Raw genomic sequence first — 21,780 nt, forward strand, 5'->3', positions numbered from 1 at the left:
CAGGGCAAGGGAAACAACTAATGAAACGAATCGTTTATCGGGAATGGCGCATTCCGCCGACGCAATTTTGGAGCATTTTAGGCATCCTTGCGGCGGTGGTGAGCATGTCCACGCTTGCCTTTGGTTATATGGAACATACCGGCCATTGGGTCAGCGGTATGAATAATTCAGTGGTCTGGGGAACGCCGCATGTATTTGCGGTATTCCTTGTCATTGCGGCATCAGGGGCGCTGAATATCGCATCCATTGGCACCGTATTTCATAAACCTATTTATAAACCGTTAGGTCGGCTGTCGGGTTTATTGGCAGTAGCAATGCTAATGGGCGGATTGCTGGTATTGGTAATGGATTTAGGTCGTCCTGAGCGATTGATCGTTGCCATGACCAGTTATAATTTCAGTTCCATTTTCGCGTGGAACATCTTTCTGTATACCGGTTTTATGGTGATTGTCATTGCTTATTTATGGACAATGGCAGATCGGCAGGGCGCACCTTTTAATTATTCGGTTGGTATCATTGCATTTTTATGGCGACTGGCGCTCACCACAGGTACTGGATCGATTTTTGGATTTTTGGTTTCTCGCCAAGCCTATGATGCAGCGGTATTAGCGCCAATGTTTGTACTGCTGTCATTCGCCTATGGACTCGCAATTTTTATGATGGTGTTGTTGTTTTCTTTTGGTGAAGACAACCGTCCGATTGGTCCGAAAATTCTGCGGCGCTTAAAGAATTTGCTCGGTGTATTCGTTGCTGGTGTGCTGTATTTCGTGCTGATTTATCATCTCACCAATTTATACGGTGCAAAAAACGATGATTTTGAAAATTGGCTGTTGTTCAATGGCGGTATGCACACCTTCATGTTCTGGATTGGATGGATTTTAATTGGCGGTCTATTGCCTCTCGGAATTATCTATCATCCCGAATTGAGCAAAGAACGCAATTGGATTATGGCAGCCTGTGCATTAGTCACGTTGGGCGGATTGGCAGCGATGTACGTCATCATCATCAGCAGCCAAGCATTTCCAATTCAAATGTTCCCCGGTCATACGATTATCGAATCAAGTTTCTTTGATGGCGTGAACGGTCAGCCGGGTCCATATACACCAACAATTCCAGAAGTATTATTGGGATTTGGTGGCGTTGCCGTGGCGCTGATTATTACAGTGGTCGGTGTGCGGGTATTGCAATTCCTGCCTGAATCGCTCGCTGATGATGTGATTCCAATTGATGAAGAAACGTTAAGTGAGGATGCGTTCGCCAAACCTGCTTAATTCTTTTTCTCGCCACTAAAGGCGTAAAGACGGCAAAGCAAATCTTTGTCATCTTTGCGCCTTTTCAGTTTAACGGTTTGATAATTTCCAATGGCTCATCTTTACATTGCCGCACCGCAGAAATCTTCGGGTAAAACCACGCTATCTATTGGGCTATGTCGTCAATGGCGCAATCGCGGGTTGGTTGTGCAACCATTCAAAAAAGGACCGGATTTCATTGATCCGCTCTGGCTCAGTCAAGCAGCTTCCCGTCCTTGTTTTAATCTTGATTTTCATACGATGCCCATTGCCGAAATCAATACTGCATTTACGCAGGAACTCAACGGCGCTGATCTCGGTTTAATTGAAGGCAACGTTGGTTTATTTGATAGCACTGAATTAAATGGAGCACACAGTAACGCTGAATTGGCGAAACAATTAAACGCTCCGGTGATTCTCGTGATTAATTGTCACGGCATGGCGCGGGGTATTGCGCCGCTATTGCTCGGCTATTGCGCTTTTGATCCCGATTTACATCTTGCTGGCGTCATTCTTAATCGCGTTGGCGGCAGCCGTCATGCAGCGAATCTCATTCGCGTGGTGGAGCATTACAGTGATTTACCAGTATTGGGTGTGTTGTCCCGCGATGATGAGATCAGTATTGACGAACGGCATTTAGGTTTAATGCCGAGTAACGAGACCGAAAGCGCCGATGCTTGGATTAACGCAATTGCGCAGCGTGTCGCCGAGCAGGTTGATTTGGAACGGTTATTAACGATTGCAGAACAGACTCCGCGTCCTACGTCAATCATTGCGCCAGCGGTGTCAGTAAATCGTGAATCGCCAATACGCATTGGAATTGCCCGTGATGCAGCATTTGGTTTTTATTATCCAGATGATTTGCGAGCACTTGCAGCGGCTGGCGCGGAATTGGTGCCATTCAGTCCAATTGCGGATGTTCAATTGCCAGCAGTCGATGCGCTATTGCTGGGCGGTGGTTTTCCTGAATACCGCATGACCGAATTGGAAGCGAATTATTCAATGCGCCAGCACATTGCCGAATTCATTGCTGACGGCAAACCGGTATATGCGGAATGCGGTGGGCTGATGTATTTGTGCGCTGGTTTGACGTTTCACGGCGAGCGGCGAGCGATGGTCGGTGCACTCAAGGCGGAGGTGGCGATGCGCCCGCGTCCACAGGGGCGCGGTTATGTGCAACTGCGCGAAACGGCAGCGTTTCCGTGGCAACGCGATCCGCCGCATTGCGCCGAGATTTCCGCGCATGAATTCCACCATTCCGCAATTGTGCAGCCTGATCCGGCGTGGATTTATGGTTACGAAGTCTTGCGCGGCGTAGGCGTCAATGGGACACATGACGGCATCGTGCAGAGCAATTTATTGGCGTGTTACAGTCACTTACGCAGCGTTGGTGGCAACAATTGGACCGAGCGTTTTGTGGCGCACATTCGGCGGTGTTACGGCGGTTGAAACGTTTTCCGGTGCAGCAAGGTTGTTTCAATGGGATGAGCGGTGTATATTTCCGCTCGCGTTGCCGGGGTGGCGAAATTGGTAGACGCATCAGACTCAAAATCTGACGGGGGTGACCCCATGCCGGTTCGATTCCGGCCCTCGGTACCAAATTAAACAAGGAGTTAGGTCAAAAAACCTAACTCCTTTTTGTTTGCCTGCGACTTGCCAACACCAGCGCAGTTACGCGCTGCGCAGCTCAAAATCGTGCGTGATCGTCGCGGTCGCACCCAGCATGATCGATGCCGAGCAGTATTTTTCTGCACTCAGCCGGATCGCCTGCTCCACCCGTTTCGGGTCAAGATCGCGCCCGGTGACGATGAAATGCGCGTGAATCTGCGTGAACACCTTCGGATCGGTTTCCGCCCGCGTCGCCTCCAGCTCCACCACGCAATCCGTCACGTCCTGCCGCCCTTTGCGCAAAATCAGCAACACATCAAACTGGGTGCAGCCGCCCATGCCCAGCAGCAGCATTTCCATTGGACGCACGCCGAGATTGCGCCCGCCCAGCTCCGGCGGCCCGTCCATCACCACGCCGTGACCGGAACCGGATTCGCCCAACATGGCGACGCCTTCAATCCATTTTATCCGTGCTTTCATGCTGTTACCTGTATTAGCTGCGAAGATTGCGGTCGCGCAAGCGCCATTGAAAATGGCTCAAGAGCTTGGAACGCACCTTTTTTTCCTTGTGTTTCGCTGCCGCTGCGAGACGTTTTTCTGCCACCTCAATCAATGTTTCCTGCGCACCCTTGGTATTGTCATCAAGCGGAATGCGTTGAATATATTCACCCGCGCTATTCATTTCCCACGCCGAGCGCGTATCCGCAAATTGCACATCTAAAATCAAGCGCAATTCCTGCCGCAATTCAGGATTTTCTACCGGCGCATGAACTTCCACGCGGCTGTCGAGATTGCGCCCCATCATATCCGCCGAACCGATGTAATACTCCTCCGCGCCGTTATTATGAAAATACATAATCCGCCCGTGCTCTAAAAAACGCCCCACAATACTCACCACCCGCGCTTTTTCACTGATATTCGGTAAACCCGGACGAAAGCGGCAGGTATCACGAATAATCAAATCAACCTGCACTCCGGTATGGCTGGCGCGATATAAAGCGCGGGTAATATCCGCATCTTCCAGCGCATTCATCTTCATTTGAATCAAACCGTTGCCTGTGCGCTTTTGATGCGTGATTTCACGGTTGATTTTATCAATGATGCTGCGTTTCAGCGTGTAGGGCGCAGCGAGAATTTTGCGATAACTCGGCGGCGGTGAATAGCCGGTGAGATAATTAAAAAGCTCAGTTAAATCCTGTCCAATATCTTCATCGCAGCCGAGCATTCCTAAATCAGTATAGAGTTTAGCCGTGCCAGCATGATAATTGCCGGTGCCAATATGATAATAGCGCCGCAATTGCGCATAATCGCGCCGCACGATGAAAATCAATTTGCTGTGGGTTTTCAAACCCATCACGCCATAATTGACGTGAATGCCTTCTGCTTCTAAACGCCGCGCCCATTGGATATTGGCTGCTTCATCAAATCGCGCTTTCAATTCCACCAACACCGCAACCTGTTTGCCATTCCGCGCTGCTTGAATCAAGGAATCTAAAATCGCGCCAGCCGAAGTGCGATACAGCGTCATTTTAATTGCCAATACTTTCGGGTCTTCGGCCGCTGTGCGCAAAAAACGTTCAACGGAAGTGCTAAACGGTTGATAGGGATGCTGTAATAAAATCGGGCCATTTTCGCGGATGATGTGAAAGATATTGCGGCGATCATTCGCCAATAACGGATGATCCACCGGGCGATGTGGTTTATCGTGCAATTCCGGTTTATCAATTGCCGCTAATTCAAATAAATCGCGCAGCGCCATCATGCCCGCAATTTCAAACACATCTTCATCTTCATTCAAACCCAATTCGGCCGCCAACATGCCGCGATGCGTTGGCTCCATTTTTGGCTCGACTTCCAGCCGCACAATCGGCGCGAAATGGCGCTCACGCAGCTCGGTTTCGATCATCTCCAGCAGATCATTCGCCGTTTCCGCGTCCGGTTCGACAATCGCGTTGCGGGTGACGCGAAACAGGGCGCAGGACACGATTTCCATGCCCGGAAATAGCATGTCCAGATTGTTGACCATCAAATCTTCAAGCGTAACAAAGGTGTAGCTGCCGTCCACCGCAATCAATCGCCGCGACACATCTTTGCTCACCGGCACCTTCACTCGCGCCATGTAAATCTCGTTGCCACCCGGAAAACGTAGCGTTACCAATAAGTTGAGCGTGAGATTGGAAATAAACGGGAACGGATGCGCCGGGTCCATCGCCAACGGCGTGAGCATCGGAAAAATGTTGGCGCGGAAATACTCGCGCAGGCGGGCGCTGGCGTCGGCGGATAAATCGGCATGGCGAATGATGCGGATATCGTGCGCGGTCAGTTCGAGAATCAGCGCCTCATCAATGCGCCGTTGCTCCATTTGAAACGCCCGCGCTGCGGTCTGGCAGGCTTTCAATTGCTGGAGCGGGGTGCGGCCATCGAGGCTCGGCGTGTGGACGGCAGCAGCGATTTGCTGCTTCAACCCGCCGATGCGTTTCATAAAGAATTCATCGAGATTATTGCTGACGATGGCGAGAAATTTCACGCGCTCTAACAAAGGGTTACGCGGATCATCTGCTTCATGCAGCACCCGTTGATTGAACGCCAGCCACGTCAATTCGCGGTTGAGATACAAACTCGGATCACTCAGATCAAGGGTGTCGGTAGGCGACAGCAGGCTGTCATCGGTGGGTGCGTTCATATTTCCAAATCCCAAAGCGGCGCGGTGAAAGCTGGTTATCTTAGCAAGTGGGCGCACTGCGATTGCGGCAGTTTGATGACGTTCGATCCCACAGCCACCCGTTAATCTCCACTGTATACTGAGATCACTCGCTTGACCGCAGTTGTCATCAGGCAACACCCCACAGCCGTCAAAACCCAAATTAACCACTTGATTTAGATTTATTTTTAACAGGAGCAAGTCATGTCAGAAATTGTTGATGTTCGCGCCCGTGAAGTTTTGGATTCACGCGGCAATCCCACTGTTGAAGCCGATGTTATTACCGCCAATGGCGCAATTGGACGCGCCATTGTTCCATCCGGTGCGTCCACTGGTTCCCGCGAGGCGCTCGAATTGCGCGACGGCGACAAATCCCGTTACGGCGGCAAGGGTGTTTTGACCGCAGTCGGCAACATTGAAGGCGAATTGCGCGATGCAGTGCTTGGTTTGGATGTGACCGATCAAACCGCGCTTGATCAAAAGATGATCGCGCTGGATGGCACGGACAATAAACGGCGTCTCGGCGCAAATGCGCTGCTCGGCGTGTCGCTGGCAGCAGCTCATGCCGCTGCGCAGGAAAAGGCGCTGCCGCTGTTTCGGTCGCTGATGAACAGCCCGTATCGCCTGCCCGTGCCGATGATGAACATCATCAACGGCGGCAGTCACGCCGATAACAGCGTCGATTTTCAAGAGTTTATGATTTTGCCGGTTGGCGCGGGCAGCATCCGCGAAGCCGTGCGTTACGGCGCAGAAGTGTTCCACGCGCTCAAATCAGTGCTGCACGGGCGCGGGCTGGGTACGGCAGTTGGCGATGAAGGCGGTTTTGCCCCGAATCTGCCGTCAAATGTCGCCGCGATTGAAGCGATTTTGGAAGCGATCACCAAAGCCGGTTTCAAAGTTGGCGAGGATATCTATCTCGGCATGGATGTCGCTGCTTCCGAGTTTTACAAAGATGGTCAATATCACCTCGCTGGCGAAGGGCGCACCCTCGACGCCGACGGCATGATCGACCTGCTCGCCAATTGGGTCGCGCAATATCCGATCATTTCGATTGAAGACGGGCTGGCAGAAGGCGATTGGGATGGTTGGAAACGGTTGACCGAACGGCTCGGCGACAAGGTGCAAATCGTTGGCGATGATCTGTTTGTGACCAATACCAAGATTTTGCAGGAAGGCATTGATAAGCAAATCGCCAATTCCATTCTGATTAAAGTCAATCAAATCGGGACGTTGACCGAGACGCTGGAGGCCATCGCCATGGCGCACAACGCAGGTTATACCGCCGTCGTCTCGCATCGCTCCGGCGAAACCGAAGACACGACGATTGCCGATCTCGTTGTCGCGGCGAACACCGGGCAGATTAAAACCGGCTCGCTGTCGCGTTCGGATCGCGTGGCGAAATATAACCAATTGATGCGCATCGAAGATCAGTTGGGCGACGAGGCAGTTTATGCCGGACGCGCTGCGTTCAAATGGCTGTAAAGCGCAGTCAAGCTGCGTTTTATCTTCATAACGGCATATAACGGATTGCACGATGCGGCGTTTGATCGCAGTGTTAATCATTCTCGTGGTCGTGCTGCAATATCGGCTGTGGATCGGTCAGGGCAGCCTGGCCGAACTTCATTCGCTCAAGCAAGAAATCGCGCTGCAAGAAGCAGAAGTGACGCGGTTGCTCACGCGCAATCAGGAATTGCAAGCTGAAGTGGTCGATCTCAGCGAAGGTGAAGAAGCGGTGGAAGAGCGGGCGCGTACCGAGCTGGGCATGATTAAAGCTGGCGAGATTTTTATTCAAGTGATTGAAAAACCGAAACCGGAGAGCGACACGCCATGAGCCAAACTCCCGCATTTTGGGCAGTGATTCCCGCTGCTGGCGTCGGGCGGCGGATGGGCAGCGCGATCCCGAAGCAATATCTGGATTTAGCTGGGCAAACGGTGATTGAACACACGCTGGCGCGGTTTATCGCTGATGAGCGCATCAGCGGCGTGGTCGTCGCGCTTGATCCGGCGGATGGTTACTGGAACGACACCGCGTTTGCGACCCATCCGCGAGTGTTGCGCGTCGATGGTGGGGCGGAGCGGTGTCATTCGGTGCTGAATGCGTTGACGGTGCTGGCAAATCGGGCACACGAACAAGATTGGGTGCTGGTGCACGATGCAGCGCGTCCCTGTTTACAAGCCGCTGATTTGGATCGTTTAATCGAAACACTGCGCGATGACGCGGTGGGCGGTTTGCTGGGAATTCCCGTGCGCGACACCATGAAACGCAACGACGGGATGGGACGGATTGCGGAAACGGTGGAGCGTTCCAGTCTGTGGCACGCCTACACCCCGCAAATGTTCCGGCTGGGTTTATTGCGGCAGGCGTTGGATGCAGCAGTCGCGGCGGGGGCGCTGGTCACGGATGACGCCTCGGCCATGGAGCGGCTGGGTTATGCGCCGCGTTTAATCGAAGGTCACGCCGATAACCTCAAAATCACTCGCGCTGAAGATTTGCCGCTGGCGCGGTTTTATCTGCAACAACAAGGGCGGATTTGAAGCTCCGGGCGGGCAGTTGACCCGCTGCATCAAACAGTCCTCAATGCACGCTTGATCCGCTGGTGCTCGGCAGCCTTGCTCGCCGAGTGAAACGGGAAGTCGGTGCAAAACCGACGCTGCCCCCGCAACGGTAAACGAGTTAAACGCGACACATGCCACTGTGAAATTCATGGGAAGGCGTCGCAGTTGGGATTAGCGATCGAGTTGCTATTCCGCTCGTCAGCCCGGAGACCGGCCAGAGGATCAGGGCGCGGCTCCTAATTTTTATCCACGAAATGAGAGCTGCGCCAGAACCGGAATCGCGTGGAGCGACCGACTGGGTGTTCTCGCCACCTGCACAGATTCCAATTTGAAATCAGACCCGTGCGGGTGCGCCGGGTCGTTTGGAGTCCGTTCAACATGAAATATCCTCCGCTGCTGGTCGCCTTGACCATGCCGCTGTTTCCTCATTTCGTCCACGCTGTCGAATCCGTCACCATTCTTGACCCGGTGATTGTCACCGCCAGCCGCAGTTCCGAACCAGAAAGTCAGTCACTCGCTGCCGTCACCGTCATCGAACGCGCCGACATCGAGCGCCAGCAAGCGCGATCCGTTCCTGATGTGTTGCGCAGCATTCCCGGCATCAGCCTGTCGCAAAACGGTGGCGATGGTCAGTTAACCACGCTGTTTTTGCGCGGCACGAATTCCGATCACACGCTGATTTTGATTGATGGAGTGCGCGTCGGCTCGGCGACGGCAGGATTGACGCCGTTGGAAAATGTGCCGCTGGCGCAGGTCGAACGGATTGAAGTGGTGCGCGGCCCGCGCTCCAGCTTGTACGGCTCCGAGGCGATTGGCGGCGTGATTCAGATTTTCACCAAAAAAGGCGGCGGTCCACTCACGCCGCGTTTCAGCCTCGGCGCTGGCACTCTCGGCAGCAGCACCGTTGCCGCAGGCGTATCCGGCGGCGGCGAGCGCGGTTGGTTTGATGTCGGCGCAAATCTGGAGCGCAGCACCGGCATCAACGCCTGCAGCGGACGTCCAGAACCTTTTGCGGGTTGCGGCGTGATCGAGCCGGATCACGATGGTTATCGCCAGCTCGGTGTCAATCTGCGGGCGGGTTATGCGTTCAGCGATGCTGTTAAATTCGATACGCACCTGCTGCGCTCGGACAATCACGCGGATTACGACGGTTCCAGTTTCGCGGGCAATGTTGCGCGAGCCGAGCAACAAACCGCTGGCACCAGCGTCACGTTGAAACCGTTGGAACTGTGGACGTTGACTGTCAGTGCCGGACAAAGTTGGGATCATTTGCGGGCGTTGACGACGACCACTGCGCCGAAAACCGTAGTGAGCACCTTTGACACCACCCGCGACACGCTGGCGCTGCAAAATGATCTGGCGCTCACGCCTACGCAGAAATTGAGCTTAGGCGTTGATTATCTTGACGATCAGATCGCCAGCAGCACCAATTATCACGTCACTTCCCGCGATAATTTAGGGATTTTCAGTGCCTATCAGGGGCAATTTGGCGCGACCGAACTCAAACTCAGCGCCCGTCAAGATGACAATCAGCAATTCGGTCAACACGCCACCGGCTCGGCTGCCGTCGGTTATCGATTCGCAAATGACGTGCAACTGGCGCTGTCTTACGGCACAGCCTTCAAAGCACCGAGTTTCAATAACTTGTATTACCCGAATTATGGCAATCCCGCGCTGAATCCAGAGCAAGCACGCAATTGGGAAGTCAGCGTAACTGGGAAATTGCCGCTGGGTGAAGCGGCCGCCGGGCGCTGGGACGTGCGGCTGTATCAAACGGAAATTGATGATTTGATTACGTTTGATCCGCGCACTTGGACAGCAGCGAATATCAACCGCGCTCGCATTCGGGGCGTGGAAGCGACTGCGGCAGCGCGGTTGGGGGAATGGGATGTCACGACGAATCTCACGCTGATGAATCCAGAAGATCGGTCGGTCGGCAGCAATCAAGGCAAGGTGCTGGCGCGGCGTCCCGAGCAGACAGCGCAACTGGCGCTGGATCGGCAATTCAATCGCTGGTCAGTGGGAACGACGTTGTTGATTGCGGGACGGCGGTTTGATGATCCGGCGAATGCCGTGCGGCTCGGCAGCTACACGCTCGTCGATTTACGGACGGAATACGCGCTCAGTGCAGCATGGCGATTGCAACTGCGCCTTGAGAATGCGCTGAACGAACATTATGAAACTTCAGCGTTTTATCACCAGCCAGCGCGGGCGGCATATTTGACGCTGCGTTACGCGCTCTGAATCATCCACCACTTCAATGCGCCTGCATCACCTGATTGGTGCCGGCGTGTTTCGCCGCATACAGCGCCGTATCCGCCCGTTGATACAGCAAATCAAGATCAATCCCGTAATGCGGAATAATTCCGGTTTGCGCTACTGCGGTGAGTGCTTCAGCCGTCGGCGGATGTGGCAATAGCGTGGCGACGATTTGCCGCATTTGCCGCGCATTTCCCCGCGCATCATTCAAATCGGTATGCGTTTGCGCTGCTTCATCGTTGATTTCAGACAGCATTTGCTCTTGACGAATCGCCATGCCCGCCCGACAACTGGCAACGCCAATGCTGATGCTCGGTTGCACTGCTTCACCGCTAGGCGCGGTCAGCGCGAGTTGATTTACGCGGCGGCGAATCCGCTCGGCACATTCGGTCGCTTCGGCAAGATCGGTGCGCGGCAGTAACACCACGAATTCATCGCCACCCAGCCGCACACACAAATCAGCGGTGCGCGTCAATGACCGCAACACCTCAGCAATGGTACGCAGTAGATGATCGCCAAACGGATGACCAAAGTTGTCGTTAACCAATTTGAAGCGATCCAAATCCATCACCAGCAGCGACACCGGCTGTTGATAGCGGAAACTGTCCGCCAGCCACTGCGTGCCTTGCGCGGCGAGCGCCCGCCGATTGCCCAAACCCGTTAATGGATCGCGCTCAAGCTGTTGATTGGTCAAGTGAAGTTGCAGCGCGTTACTCAGCGCCGAGCCAGCCAATCCCAGCAAACTTTCAATCCGCTGTTGATCGTGATCGGAAAAGCGCCGCCCGCGCATCAGCGTCAAGGTTCCCATCGTCTGCGCGTTCAGCGTCAACGCATATTCCAAACGATGACGGTCAGGCTTACCGCCAGCACGCGCCACGCCAGATTCGGGATGGTGATATTCCCAGCCGCTGTGCGCGACTAAATCGTAAAGAAAGCGGCTCAACGTGTTTAACACCCGCTCCAATTCCAGTGACGCCGAAATCGCCTGTAAAAATGCAATTGGCTCTACTGAAGATTCGGCTGGTTGGCGCAGCGGCGACTCAACCGAGGACACGAGAGTCAGAGATGGCATATCGGCGTGGCTGGTCATATTCACGGCAGTTCCCCAAAAGTGTTGATTTCCATTTTTATTCAGCAAAAGTTGCGCCAAGGTTTGCAGCAAATCAGTGTGCATTAGCGACCATGCTGGCGGATAAAAAGTGACGAATTCTCGTCAGTCATCGGCTACTGTCGTACTGGATTCTTGACAGATTTCGGCCGCACCGCGTCCAAACTTGAGTGACGGCGGAAATGCCGAGGTTGGCGAGCAGCTTGCAGTGATACAACGTGCGGCCGACAATCAAATTCCGCTCCAGTCGCAGCGACACCGCACGATTGAACACATTAAACGTTGTTTTAACAGGATTTTTATCATGCAAACCGTGCTCGGTTTGGCCGCGCTGATGCGCCGTTATCTCGCTGGTGAAGACCTCAATCCGCTGGGTCAATCGCTGTTGGAACGCGCCGCGCAGCATCCCGATGAAGCTGCCGCGCTGCTCGATGCCGCGATCATCATGCAGTTTCGCGGGCAACCGACCGTCGCCCAGCAGTTGCAGCAAGAGGCGTTGCGGCTGTGTCGCTGCTACCGAATTCCGGCTGCCTTGCCGGTGAAATTGCGCCTGCTGGCGCTGGTCGCGCCGGGCGAATTGATGGCAAATGTGCCGCTGGAATGCTTGCTAGAACAATCGGATATTGAATTGCAGTTGTATTACGTCAGCGCCGAATTGCCTGCTGATTTGCCGGAGCATGATCTGCTGTTTGTGGCGATTGGCGAATCCAGCGTCAATCGTCCGCTGCTGGCGGCATGGCACACGCATTTGGCACATTGGTCCGTGCCGGTGCTCAACGCGCCGCAGCGAATCGCCAACCTCGCCCGCGATGTCGCCGCGCAGCAGTTGCAACAATTGCCGAACGTATTAATGCCGATGACGTGGCAAGTCACGCGAGCAGAATTGACACAACTCGCGGCTGGCGCGTCGCCAGCGGATTGCCAATTACCAGAGCTGCGCTTTCCAGTGATTGTGCGTCCAATTGATTCTCATGCCGGTTACGCACTCACGCAAACCATTGATGCCAATTCACTTGCAGCGCAATTGCCGCATTTGCCCGGCGATGATTTTTTCATTGCGCCATTTATTGATTACCGCAGCAGCGATGGGCAATTCCGCAAATATCGCGTCGCATTCATTGGTGGCGAGCCATTCGCTGTGCATCTGGGCATTTCTGCCGATTGGATGATTCATTATCTCAACGCGGGCATGACGGAAAGTATGGCGAAACGCGCCGAAGAAGCAGCGTTTATGGCGCAGTTTGCTGAGGATTTCGCACAACGACACGGCACGGCGCTGGCAGCGATCAATGCGCGAATGGGTTTGGATTATTTCGGTATTGATTGCGCGGAAATGCCCGATGGTCGTTTGCTGATTTTCGAGGTTGATCACGCGATGGTCGTACACGCATTGGATGATGTGACGCTATTCCCGTATAAACAGCCAGCAATGCAGCGTTTATTTGCCGCATTCCGCAAGCTGCTATTAACTGCTGCGAACGTCGCAGCGCCAGCGTGAATACGCCATGAATCGCAATGCTCTGAATTTTTCTGGCGGACCGGGTGTATTGCCAGCGACGGTGCTGGCGCAAACGCAGCAAGCCATTGCGGAAGTGCCGGAAGTCGGTTTATCGGTGCTGGGCATCAGTCATCGCTCCGATTGGTTCGCCGAGGTGGTGGCAGAAACCGAGCGCAACATTGCGCAATTACTGCATCTGCCCGCCAATTACGCAGTGCTGTTATTGCAAGGCGGCGCAACGCTGCAATTTTCAATGATTCCCATGCTGTTATTGCGGCAGCGCCAATGCGTTGCTGATTACGTGCGCAGCGGTTATTGGAGCAGCAAATCAATTCCGCCAGCGCAATTAGAAGGTGCGGTGCGTATTTTATGGGATGGCGAATTAAACGGCTTTCGAAATTTACCCAAGGCAGCGGAATTATCCTATTCAAAAGATGCCGCTTATTTGCATTATGTCTCGAATGAAACAGTGGAAGGCATTCAATTCCATGAATTGATTGGTGATGATGCAGTAGCGCGTGTGTGCGATATGTCATCCGATATGCTGTCACGTCCATTTGATGCCAGCCGTTTCGCATTGATTTATGCGCACGCGCAAAAGAATCTCGGTCCGGCTGGTGTGACATTAGTCATTATTCGCCGTGAGCTGCTCGAACAAGCGCCAAATAATTTACCTGAAATGCTGGATTATCGCGCTCATCTTGCAGCGCATTCGATTTATAACACGCCGCCGGTGTTGGCGATTTATGTAACGTTATTGGTCACGCGCTGGCTGCTGCATGATATTGGTGGGTTGGCGCAAATGGATGCGCTCAATCGCATTAAAGCTGCGATGCTTTACGCAGTCATTGATGAACATGCAGAAATGTATTGCGGTCATGCAGCGCGAGAACACCGTTCGTTAATGAACGTTGTATTCACGCTGCCGACATTTGAATTAGAGCGGGATTTTTTACAGCAAGCCGCTGAATATGGTTTTAGCGGCTTGAAAGGACATCGTTCACTCGGCGGTATTCGCGCCTCAATTTACAACGCGATGACCAATGAAGCAGTCGCCGCACTGTGTCAATTCATGGTGGATTTTGCACGCCGTATTTAACCCGCAACGGCAACCTGCTGCGGCGCAGCAGTGCGGCGCAACATTTCGGGAATGCCATCCCAACCGGCTTTAATCTCGCGCAGCAGACGAATGACTTCATCCAATGCACTCGCATCATTCCGCGCATTGCCCTGTACTAAACGCAATGCCATGTATTCGTACAGCGCATCCAGATTACTCGCCAATTCACGATTTTGATCGTGATCGAGCATTGAACGCAGCCCATTAAGAATAGTAATCGCCTGACTAATTTTTTCACCTTTCAAGCGAATGTTGCCGTGTTCCATTGCGCCTCGCGCTACTGCGATGCGTTCTAAAACACCCTCAAACAGCATTTGAATTAACCGATGAGGATCGGCAACCGTCACCTCTGCCAAATGACCTGTTTGGCGATATTGATTGAGTTCTTTGCGCATCGCGTACATGATGTTTATCACTCCAAATGAGCGGTTAAAAGGAATAAAACGAAAATATTTTCAATGGTTAAAAGACGGTTATGCAATGAGCTTTAACGCTTGTTCTGACGGAATTTCCCGAATGATTTGCTGGCGCTCTTGATCCACTACGGTAATCGTGATCAACCCAACATCTTCATTCAGGCGTAAAACCAATTCGCGCTGATGATTCTGCAATAACCCTTGAATGGATTTGATGGCTTGTTGCATACCGAATGACTGCCCGAATGTGCTATTGATTGTCACCGGCGTGGTTTCCGCTTCTGTAAACGAATGGGACGCATTAAACAGCGCAGCATTTGTTATCGCCCGATGTTCAAGAGATACGGTTTTAAATACGGTCAGAATTGAGATTGCATCGTTCATTTGAAACCCCTCAATCGGGCTAACCACGCTTGGTTAAGACTAACGGCCAAGGGCGCAGTTTCTTAAATTCCTGATGTCTTTGCTTACTTATTCCTTTGAATCAGTGAGTTGTCGATGAAGCGCCAGCACTGCCAAACCAGCATTTGGGCGATGAGCGTTGTCGCTAATCTGCCGCCGCCAAGCGCGGGCGCCCGGCTGTCCCTGAAATAAACCGAGCAGATGGCGACTCATCGCACTCAACGGAACGCCTTGTGCCAACTGCTTGGCGGCGTAGGGTAAAAACTGCTCCAGCACGTTTTCGCGGGTGATTGGCGGTGAAATTGCGCCAAAAATCAGTCGATCGGCATCGGCGAGCAGCCAAGGATGGTGATAGGCCTCGCGCCCAATCATCACGCCGTCGAGCGTGGTCAAAAAATCCGCCGCTGCCGCCAGCGTGGTGATGCCGCCGTTAATGGTGATCGACAGCGCGGGAAAATCGGTTTTGAGCTGGCGCACCACGTCGTAACGCAGCGGCGGCACATCACGATTTTCTTTTGGACTCAAGCCTTTAAGCCACGCTTTGCGGGCGTGCACAATCAGCGCATCACAACCAGCATCAACCTGCGCTCCCACAAAATCCAGCAATTCACCGTAACTGTCGCGGTCATCAATCCCGATGCGCGTTTTCACCGTCACCGGCAGCGTGACTGCATTTTTCATCGCGGCGACGCACTCGGCAACCAACTGCGGTTCTGCCATTAAACAGGCGCCAAAACGTCCGCTTTGCACCCGATCTGACGGACAACCGACGTTAAGATTGATTTCGTCATAACCCCAAATCGCGCCAATTCGCGCACATTGCGCCAGCGCCGCCGGACTGGAACCGGCGAGCTGTAACGCCAGCGGATGTTCCGCAGGATCAAAGCGCAGTAAACGATTGCGGTCGCCATGCAGCAATGCGGCAGTCGTGACCATTTCGGTATACAACAGCGTGTGTCGCGTGATGAGGCGAACGAAATACCGATAATGGCGATCCGTCCAATCCAACATTGGGGCAACGGATAAACGGCGAGAAAAGTTGTGCATTGAATGATCCATCATGCTGGCGGTTAGGTTTCGATCACTAGACAACATTCCGTAATATGCGCACAATTTGCCGCGATTTGTCGCCGTTCGCTGCGAACTGGCGCCAACCTTTCACTATTGCTTGTTCAGGCGAAAACTGCGATGACCGCGATCTTGGTGTTGAATGGACCGAATTTGAATTTACTCGGCACCCGCGAACCGGGACATTATGGTCAAACCACGCTGATTGACATCCAACGCGATTTGGAACAAACGGCGCAGACTGCGGGTTATCGACTGGATTTTCTACAAAGCAACGCCGAATACGTATTGATTGACGCGATTCATCGCGCTCCATTGGAAGGAGTGCGCTTTATTCTGTTCAATCCCGCCGCTTTCACCCACACCAGCGTCGCGCTGCGCGATGCTTTGCTTGCTGTCGCATTACCCTTCATTGAAGTGCATTTATCCAATGTGCACGCCCGCGAGTCATTCCGCGCTCACTCGTATTTTTCCGATATTGCAGTGGGCGTTATCAGCGGACTCGGAGCTGAAGGTTATGCGCTGGCATTACGCGCTGCGCTCTCGCGCTTGGCGCAAAACCACATGAATGAGAACGATAATCATGGACATCCGTAAGGTTAAAAAACTGATCGAGCTGTTGGAGCAATCCGACGTGGCGGAGATTGAAATCCACGAAGGCGAAGAATCGGTGCGCATCAGCCGTCACGGTAGCGCACCCGCCATGCCTTATTACATGCCGCAAATGCAGATGTCGCCGCAGATGCCAATGAATATGCCCGCCGCGTTGAACACACCTGCTGCGCCAGATGAAGATCCATTAGCCGGATTAAATATCGTGCATTCGCCGATGGTTGGCACCTTTTATCGCGCTCCTTCGCCAGGTGCAAAACCCTTTATTGAAGAAGGGCAAATCGTTAAATCTGGTGACACGCTGTGCATTATTGAAGCGATGAAAATTCTCAATCAAATTGAATGCGAGCAGCCGGGCACGGTCAAGCGCATTTTGGTTGAAAATGGTCAGCCGGTCGAATACAACCAGCCGCTGTTTGTTGTTGAATAAATGGCTTTTCTGCCCGTTTACTCACAGTAAACGGGTCATCTCCTAATTCAAAGATACCTGCTCATGGCTGCAATGATTGAGAAGATTCTAATCGCCAATCGTGGCGAAATTGCGCTGCGCATTTTGCGTGCCTGCCGCGAACTCGGCATTAAAACTGTCGCCGTTCATTCCGAAGCTGACCGCGATTTAAAACATGTGTTATTGGCAGATGAATCCGTGTGTATCGGTCCCGCTGCTTCACTGCAAAGTTATTTGAATGTGCCAGCCATTATTAGCGCCGCTGAAGTGACTGATACGGTCGCCATTCATCCTGGCTATGGTTTCCTATCGGAAAACGCTGATTTTGCCGAGCGCGTGGAGCGGTCAGGATTTATTTTCATTGGTCCTCGCCCAGAAACTATTCGTTTAATGGGCGATAAAGTATCGGCAATTGCGGCAATGAAAACTGCCGGAGTACCCTGTGTTCCCGGCTCTGATGGTCCGGTGGATGAGAATAAAAAACGCACCATTGAACTCGCCCGCGAGATTGGCTATCCAATCATTATTAAAGCATCTGGTGGCGGTGGCGGACGTGGAATGCGCGTGGTGCATTCAGAAGCAACGCTGCTCAATTCGATTTCATTGACTAAAGCTGAGGCAGCGGCTACGTTTAATAACGATATGGTGTACATGGAAAAGTATTTGGAAAACCCGCGCCATATTGAATTTCAAATTCTTGCCGATCAAATGGGCAACGCGATTCATCTCGGTGAACGCGATTGTTCAATGCAGCGCCGTCATCAAAAAGTGGTGGAAGAAGCGCCTGCGCCCGGCCTCACTGAAACCCAGCGCCGTGAAATCGGCGAACGCTGCGCAGCTGCGTGTCGCACTATTGGTTATCGCGGCGCGGGAACCTTTGAATTCTTGTATGAAAACGGGCAGTTTTATTTCATCGAAATGAATACGCGGGTGCAAGTTGAGCATCCGGTAACGGAAATGGTGACGGGCGTTGATATTGTCAAAGAGCAGATTTTAATTGCTGCTGGAGAACCGCTGCGCTATCGCCAGAGCGATATTGTGATGCGTGGTCATGCAATTGAATGTCGAATTAACGCAGAGGATTCGGAAACCTTTATGCCGTGCCCCGGTAAGATTACCGATTTTCATGCGCCAGGCGGTCCCGGAGTGCGTTTAGAAACGCATATTTATTCTGGCTACACCGTGCCGCGTTATTACGATTCGATGATTGGAAAGTTAATTACGCATGGCGAAGATAGGGAAGCAGCCATTGCGCGAATGTGTAATGCGCTGCGCGAAACCGTGATTGAAGGAATCAATACCAATATCAAGCTCCAACGCGCGATTTTGCGTGATGGAACCTTCCTTGCTGGTGGTGCCAACATTCATTACCTCGAAAAGAAATTGGGAATGTAATTTCAACTCATGCCTTGGTTACAACTTTCATTCGATGTCGCCCGTGAACAGGCGGAAACCTTTGCGCTCAATTTGGAATTAGCGGGGGCGTTGTCGGTCACGCTCGGCGACGCTGGCGATGAGCCGCAATTGGAACCTGCGCCGGGCGAAACGCCGCTGTGGTCGGTGGTGACAGTGACGGCGCTGTTTGATAGCGATGCAGAAACGCAGGCAGTGGTTGAGCGGCTAGCGCTGCATCTCACCGCGCAACTTGGCGCTACGCCCAAAATCGAGCGGATTGAAGATCAAGTTTGGGAGCGCGTGTGGCTTGACACTTTCAAACCGACGCGGTTCGGGCAGCGGCTGTGGGTGTGTCCGCACGGGCAAGTGCCGAATGATCCAAATGCCGTAATTGTGGCGTTGGATCCCGGATTAGCGTTTGGCACGGGTCATCACGCCACGACTGCGCTCTGTTTGGAATGGCTTGACGGCGCGGCGCTGGGCGGAAAAACGGTGCTTGATTTTGGCTGCGGTTCGGGAATTTTGGCGATTGCGGCATTGAAACTGGGCGCAGCGCGGGCAATTGCGGTCGATCACGATCCGCAAGCGTTGACGGCAACCCACGATAACGCGGCAGCCAATGGTGTTGCGGAGCGGTTGGAGATTTACGCGCCGGAGGAATTGCCAGCGGAGTTGGTGGATACGGTGCTGGCGAACATTCTCGCTGGACCGTTAATTACATTGGCGCCGCGTTTGATCGGACTGTTACGACCGGCTGGCGATTTAGTGTTGTCTGGTGTTCTTGCTGACCAAGTGGACGGTGTCCGTGCCGCTTATGCCCAGCAGATTGAACTTGCGTCAACGCGCTTGCGCGAGGAATGGGCGTTGATTTATGGGCAGAAAAAATAGTGAGATGCCTAAAGCCGTTTTAATCAACTAAATCAATAATTTGCATCCATGACTGCGTAACTCCTACAATCATTCGGAAAAGCGCCAGCTCGTGGCGTTACTGCCAGCGCCGTGCACTGATAAACCATTTTCACTGACGGCTCTTTTGCGCAAAACAGGTAAACTAGCGCAATGAGCGAGCAAATCTACGATCTCCATACCCATTCAATTGCTTCCGACGGCACTTTGACGCCAACGGCGTTGGTCACCCGCGCCGCTGCCGCAGGCGTGACCGTGTTGGCACTCACCGATCACGACACCACCGCAGGCATTGCTGAAGCGGTCGTCGCTGCGCAGACAGAAGGAATCACCTTGATTCCCGGCGTTGAAATTTCGGTGACGTGGAATTCGCGCACCGTGCACATCGTCGGATTGCGCGTTGACATCAAGCAACCGTTGTTACAAACCGGTTTGGCGGAATTGCGCACATTTCGCGCATGGCGTGCTGAAGAAATTGGTGCACGTTTGGCAAAACATGGCATCGCAGATGCCTATGAAGGAGCACGAGAATTTTCCAATGGCACACTGATCGGTCGCACCCATTTTGCCCGCCTGTTGGTGAAACGCGGTTTGGCTCTTGATAACAGTGAAGTTTTTAGGCGATTTCTCGTGCATGGCAAGCCCGGACATGTGGCTGGGCAATGGGCGACGCTGGAAACCGCAGTCGGTTGGATTCATGCTGCTGGCGGTCAAGCAGTGATTGCGCATCCTGCACGTTATCGCCTCACTCGTACCCAACTATTGAAATTAATTGGTGAATTTCGAGAACACGGCGGTACTGGCATTGAAGTTGTCACCAGCACGCACAGCCGCGATGAAGTGCTGAATTTCGCTGTTCACGCGCAAACCCAGCAGCTTCTCGCTTCCGTCGGTTCCGATTTTCACAGTCCAGAACATACTTGGTTACAACTCGGACGCTTGCCGCCGTTACCGAACGATTGCACGCCCATTTGGCAGACGTGGTCACTGAGTGACGCTGCTTCACTTCCAGTTGCGCCCGCACGGATGAACACAGAATCCTAGAGATAACAACGAGATGGCGCAATTTTTTCAAATTCACCCCGATAATCCGCAAACCCGACTCATTCGTCGTGCCGTGGAAATTCTGCTGGAAGGTGGCGTGGTGGTTTATCCCACTGATTCTTCTTACGCGCTCGGTTGTCAAATCGGCGAAAAAGCCGCGATGGAGCGCATTCGTCGACTGCGCCAGCTCGATGACAAACACAATTTCACGTTGATTTGCCGCGATTTGTCGGAAATCACGACTTATGCCCGCATCGACAACCAAGCCTTTCGACTGTTGAAATCACTCACGCCCGGTCCCTACACCTTTGTTTATGAAGCAACCAAACAGGTGCCGCGCCGGTTGCTGCATCCCAAACGCAAAGCCATTGGCATTCGCGTTCCCGATCACACGATCTGTCGCGCATTGCTGGGTGAACTGAATCAGCCGATTTTGAGTACCACGCTGATTATGCCGAACGCCGAGCAGCCGCTGACTGATCCGTATGAAATGCGCGAACTGCTGGATAAACATGTGATTTAATTATCGACGGCGGTTTTTGCGGGTTGGAACCAACCACCGTGGTCGATATGACCGCCGAGCCGCCGCTGCTAATCCGTCGTGGCAAAGGCGATGCCACACTTTTTGAGGAATAACGAGAACTTATGGAATTTGCACAGATTATCAATTATTTACAGTTTGCAGCGGTGTTGGCGATTCCGGTGTTGCTGGCGATTACCGTCCACGAAGCAGCGCACGGCTGGGTTGCCAACCGTTTGGGCGATCCGACGGCGCAGCAGTTGGGGCGCGTCACCTTTAATCCGATTAAACACGTTGATTTAGTTGGCACGGTTGTCGTTCCGGCGCTGACTTTCGTGTTTTTGCACGGGCTGCTCTTTGGCTGGGCAAAACCCGTGCCGGTGACTCCGCATCGCCTGCGCCAGCCGCGCCGCGATATGGCATTGGTGGCGCTGGCCGGTCCGGCAGTGAATTTGCTGATGGCGCTGGCGTGGTCGCTGCTGATAATCACTGCGCCAATGCTGGCGCTGGTGAGCAATGGATTGGCAACCACGCTGGCGCACATGAGCGCGGCTGGCGTGGTGGTGAACCTATTTTTGATGGCGTTAAATCTGGTGCCGCTACTGCCGCTCGACGGCGGGCGCGTGATGACCGGAATTTTGCCGCCACGCGCAGCGGGTTGGTTTTATCGCGCCGAACCGTTCGGCTTGATCATTTTGCTGATGTTATTGATGACGGGATTGCTGGGTTCGGTGCTGATGCCAGTGGTGACGGGCATCGTCAATCTGCTGCCGGGCGCTGAAATTGTAAACGCGCTGTTTTTTCATTGAGTTAACGCGAGAAAAGTTCAG

21 protein-coding genes, 1 tRNA gene, 1 pseudogene and 1 riboswitch are annotated in these 21,780 nt (G+C 53.2%); of the genes and pseudogenes, 16 read left to right on the forward strand and 7 right to left on the reverse strand.

Translation table 11 applies throughout. The annotated features are described in order from the left end of the window. Window positions 1–20 precede the first annotated feature (20 nt). The 3 genes from nrfD (at window position 21) to CXB77_RS03280 (ending at window position 2,888) form a co-directional block, all read left to right on the forward strand. Window positions 21–1,271 carry an NrfD/PsrC family molybdoenzyme membrane anchor subunit gene (nrfD, locus tag CXB77_RS03270; protein ID WP_105072772.1) on the forward strand — a complete coding sequence of 417 codons (1,251 nt, stop codon included), beginning with the start codon at window positions 21–23 and terminating at the stop codon, window positions 1,269–1,271. 90 nt (window positions 1,272–1,361) lie between these two features. Then, on the forward strand, window positions 1,362–2,738 hold the full coding sequence (locus CXB77_RS03275; protein WP_105072773.1) for a cobyrinate a,c-diamide synthase: 1,377 nt from the start codon (window positions 1,362–1,364) through the stop codon (window positions 2,736–2,738). Between the two features lie 63 nt (window positions 2,739–2,801). Continuing rightward, window positions 2,802–2,888: transfer RNA gene (locus CXB77_RS03280), tRNA-Leu, on the forward strand. 72 nt (window positions 2,889–2,960) lie between these two features. Here CXB77_RS03280 and CXB77_RS03285 read toward each other — a convergent pair. Together CXB77_RS03285 and ppk1 are read right to left on the reverse strand one after the other, a co-directional pair. After that, window positions 2,961–3,377, reverse strand: coding sequence for an OsmC family protein (locus CXB77_RS03285; RefSeq protein WP_105072774.1), 417 nt, complete (start codon window positions 3,375–3,377; stop codon window positions 2,961–2,963). A 13-nt stretch (window positions 3,378–3,390) separates the two neighbouring features. Further along, window positions 3,391–5,580, reverse strand: coding sequence for a polyphosphate kinase 1 (gene ppk1 / locus CXB77_RS03290; RefSeq protein WP_105072946.1), 2,190 nt, complete (start codon window positions 5,578–5,580; stop codon window positions 3,391–3,393). A gap of 222 nt (window positions 5,581–5,802) precedes the next feature. Between ppk1 and eno the strand changes: the two genes are divergently transcribed. The 4 genes from eno to btuB all read left to right on the forward strand — a co-directional run bounded on the left by eno (window position 5,803) and on the right by btuB (window position 10,398). Continuing rightward, window positions 5,803–7,080 carry a phosphopyruvate hydratase gene (gene eno / locus CXB77_RS03295; protein WP_105072775.1) on the forward strand — a complete coding sequence of 426 codons (1,278 nt, stop codon included), beginning with the start codon at window positions 5,803–5,805 and terminating at the stop codon, window positions 7,078–7,080. Window positions 7,081–7,132: 52 nt separating this feature from the next. Beyond that, window positions 7,133–7,429 carry a cell division protein FtsB gene (gene ftsB, locus CXB77_RS03300; protein ID WP_105072776.1) on the forward strand — a complete coding sequence of 99 codons (297 nt, stop codon included), beginning with the start codon at window positions 7,133–7,135 and terminating at the stop codon, window positions 7,427–7,429. Next, complete coding sequence (gene ispD, locus CXB77_RS03305; protein WP_105072777.1) at window positions 7,426–8,133, forward strand: 2-C-methyl-D-erythritol 4-phosphate cytidylyltransferase; 708 nt, start codon at window positions 7,426–7,428, stop codon at window positions 8,131–8,133. The genes ftsB and ispD overlap by 4 nt, the downstream gene beginning before the upstream one ends. Window positions 8,134–8,176: 43 nt before the next feature. After that, window positions 8,177–8,387, forward strand: a riboswitch (cobalamin riboswitch). 145 nt (window positions 8,388–8,532) lie between these two features. Then, the gene (gene btuB, locus CXB77_RS03310; protein ID WP_105072778.1) at window positions 8,533–10,398 is read left to right on the forward strand and encodes a TonB-dependent vitamin B12 receptor; all 1,866 of its coding nucleotides are present in this window, start codon (window positions 8,533–8,535) and stop codon (window positions 10,396–10,398) included. 13 nt (window positions 10,399–10,411) lie between these two features. Here the strand turns inward: btuB and CXB77_RS03315 are convergent, their stop codons facing one another. Both CXB77_RS03315 and CXB77_RS22815 read right to left on the reverse strand, forming a co-directional pair. Continuing rightward, window positions 10,412–11,587, reverse strand: coding sequence for a GGDEF domain-containing protein (locus CXB77_RS03315; protein ID WP_242445393.1), 1,176 nt, complete (start codon window positions 11,585–11,587; stop codon window positions 10,412–10,414). Window positions 11,588–11,626: 39 nt separating this feature from the next. Next, the gene (locus CXB77_RS22815; RefSeq protein ID WP_277949338.1) at window positions 11,627–11,752 is read right to left on the reverse strand and encodes a hypothetical protein; all 126 of its coding nucleotides are present in this window, start codon (window positions 11,750–11,752) and stop codon (window positions 11,627–11,629) included. 73 nt (window positions 11,753–11,825) lie between these two features. On the opposite strand from CXB77_RS22815, the gene CXB77_RS03320 reads away from it, so the two are divergent. Further along, complete coding sequence (locus CXB77_RS03320) at window positions 11,826–13,019, forward strand: ATP-grasp domain-containing protein (RefSeq protein WP_105072948.1); 1,194 nt, start codon at window positions 11,826–11,828, stop codon at window positions 13,017–13,019. A 7-nt stretch (window positions 13,020–13,026) separates the two neighbouring features. Then, window positions 13,027–14,118, forward strand: a complete 1,092-nt coding sequence (locus tag CXB77_RS03325; protein WP_105072779.1) for a phosphoserine transaminase — start codon at window positions 13,027–13,029, stop codon at window positions 14,116–14,118. Here the strand turns inward: CXB77_RS03325 and fliS are convergent. The 3 genes from fliS to dusA all read right to left on the reverse strand — a co-directional run bounded on the left by fliS (window position 14,115) and on the right by dusA (window position 16,016). After that, entirely contained in the window at window positions 14,115–14,543 is a 429-nt protein-coding gene (gene fliS, locus CXB77_RS03330) for a flagellar export chaperone FliS (RefSeq protein WP_105072780.1), read from the reverse strand. The two genes, CXB77_RS03325 and fliS, sit on opposite strands and share 4 nt — an antisense overlap. Before the next feature lie 69 nt (window positions 14,544–14,612). Then, complete coding sequence (locus CXB77_RS03335) at window positions 14,613–14,939, reverse strand: flagellar protein FlaG (protein ID WP_105072781.1); 327 nt, start codon at window positions 14,937–14,939, stop codon at window positions 14,613–14,615. Between the two features lie 87 nt (window positions 14,940–15,026). Further along, window positions 15,027–16,016 carry a tRNA dihydrouridine(20/20a) synthase DusA gene (dusA, locus tag CXB77_RS03340; RefSeq protein ID WP_277949342.1) on the reverse strand — a complete coding sequence of 330 codons (990 nt, stop codon included), beginning with the start codon at window positions 16,014–16,016 and terminating at the stop codon, window positions 15,027–15,029. A 129-nt stretch (window positions 16,017–16,145) separates the two neighbouring features. On the opposite strand from dusA, the gene aroQ reads away from it, so the two are divergent. The 7 genes and pseudogenes from aroQ (at window position 16,146) to CXB77_RS03375 (ending at window position 21,759) form a co-directional block, all read left to right on the forward strand. Continuing rightward, entirely contained in the window at window positions 16,146–16,622 is a 477-nt protein-coding gene (gene aroQ / locus CXB77_RS03345; RefSeq protein WP_105072949.1) for a type II 3-dehydroquinate dehydratase, read from the forward strand. Beyond that, a complete protein-coding gene (gene accB, locus CXB77_RS03350; RefSeq protein ID WP_105072783.1) occupies window positions 16,609–17,067 on the forward strand; it encodes an acetyl-CoA carboxylase biotin carboxyl carrier protein in 459 nt (152 codons plus the stop codon). The genes aroQ and accB overlap by 14 nt, the downstream gene beginning before the upstream one ends. A 72-nt stretch (window positions 17,068–17,139) precedes the next feature. Then, complete coding sequence (gene accC, locus CXB77_RS03355; RefSeq protein ID WP_105072950.1) at window positions 17,140–18,480, forward strand: acetyl-CoA carboxylase biotin carboxylase subunit; 1,341 nt, start codon at window positions 17,140–17,142, stop codon at window positions 18,478–18,480. A 9-nt stretch (window positions 18,481–18,489) separates the two neighbouring features. Next, window positions 18,490–19,368, forward strand: a complete 879-nt coding sequence (prmA, locus tag CXB77_RS03360; protein WP_105072784.1) for a 50S ribosomal protein L11 methyltransferase — start codon at window positions 18,490–18,492, stop codon at window positions 19,366–19,368. Window positions 19,369–19,539: 171 nt separating this feature from the next. Beyond that, complete coding sequence (locus tag CXB77_RS03365; RefSeq protein ID WP_105072785.1) at window positions 19,540–20,430, forward strand: PHP domain-containing protein; 891 nt, start codon at window positions 19,540–19,542, stop codon at window positions 20,428–20,430. A gap of 13 nt (window positions 20,431–20,443) precedes the next feature. Beyond that, window positions 20,444–21,066: pseudogene (locus tag CXB77_RS03370) on the forward strand (L-threonylcarbamoyladenylate synthase). 9 nt (window positions 21,067–21,075) lie between these two features. Continuing rightward, a complete protein-coding gene (locus CXB77_RS03375; protein WP_105072786.1) occupies window positions 21,076–21,759 on the forward strand; it encodes a site-2 protease family protein in 684 nt (227 codons plus the stop codon). Window positions 21,760–21,780: the final 21 nt, after the last annotated feature.

This window comes from Chromatium okenii, assembly GCF_002958735.1.
GTDB classification, from domain to species: domain Bacteria; phylum Pseudomonadota; class Gammaproteobacteria; order Chromatiales; family Chromatiaceae; genus Chromatium; species Chromatium okenii_A.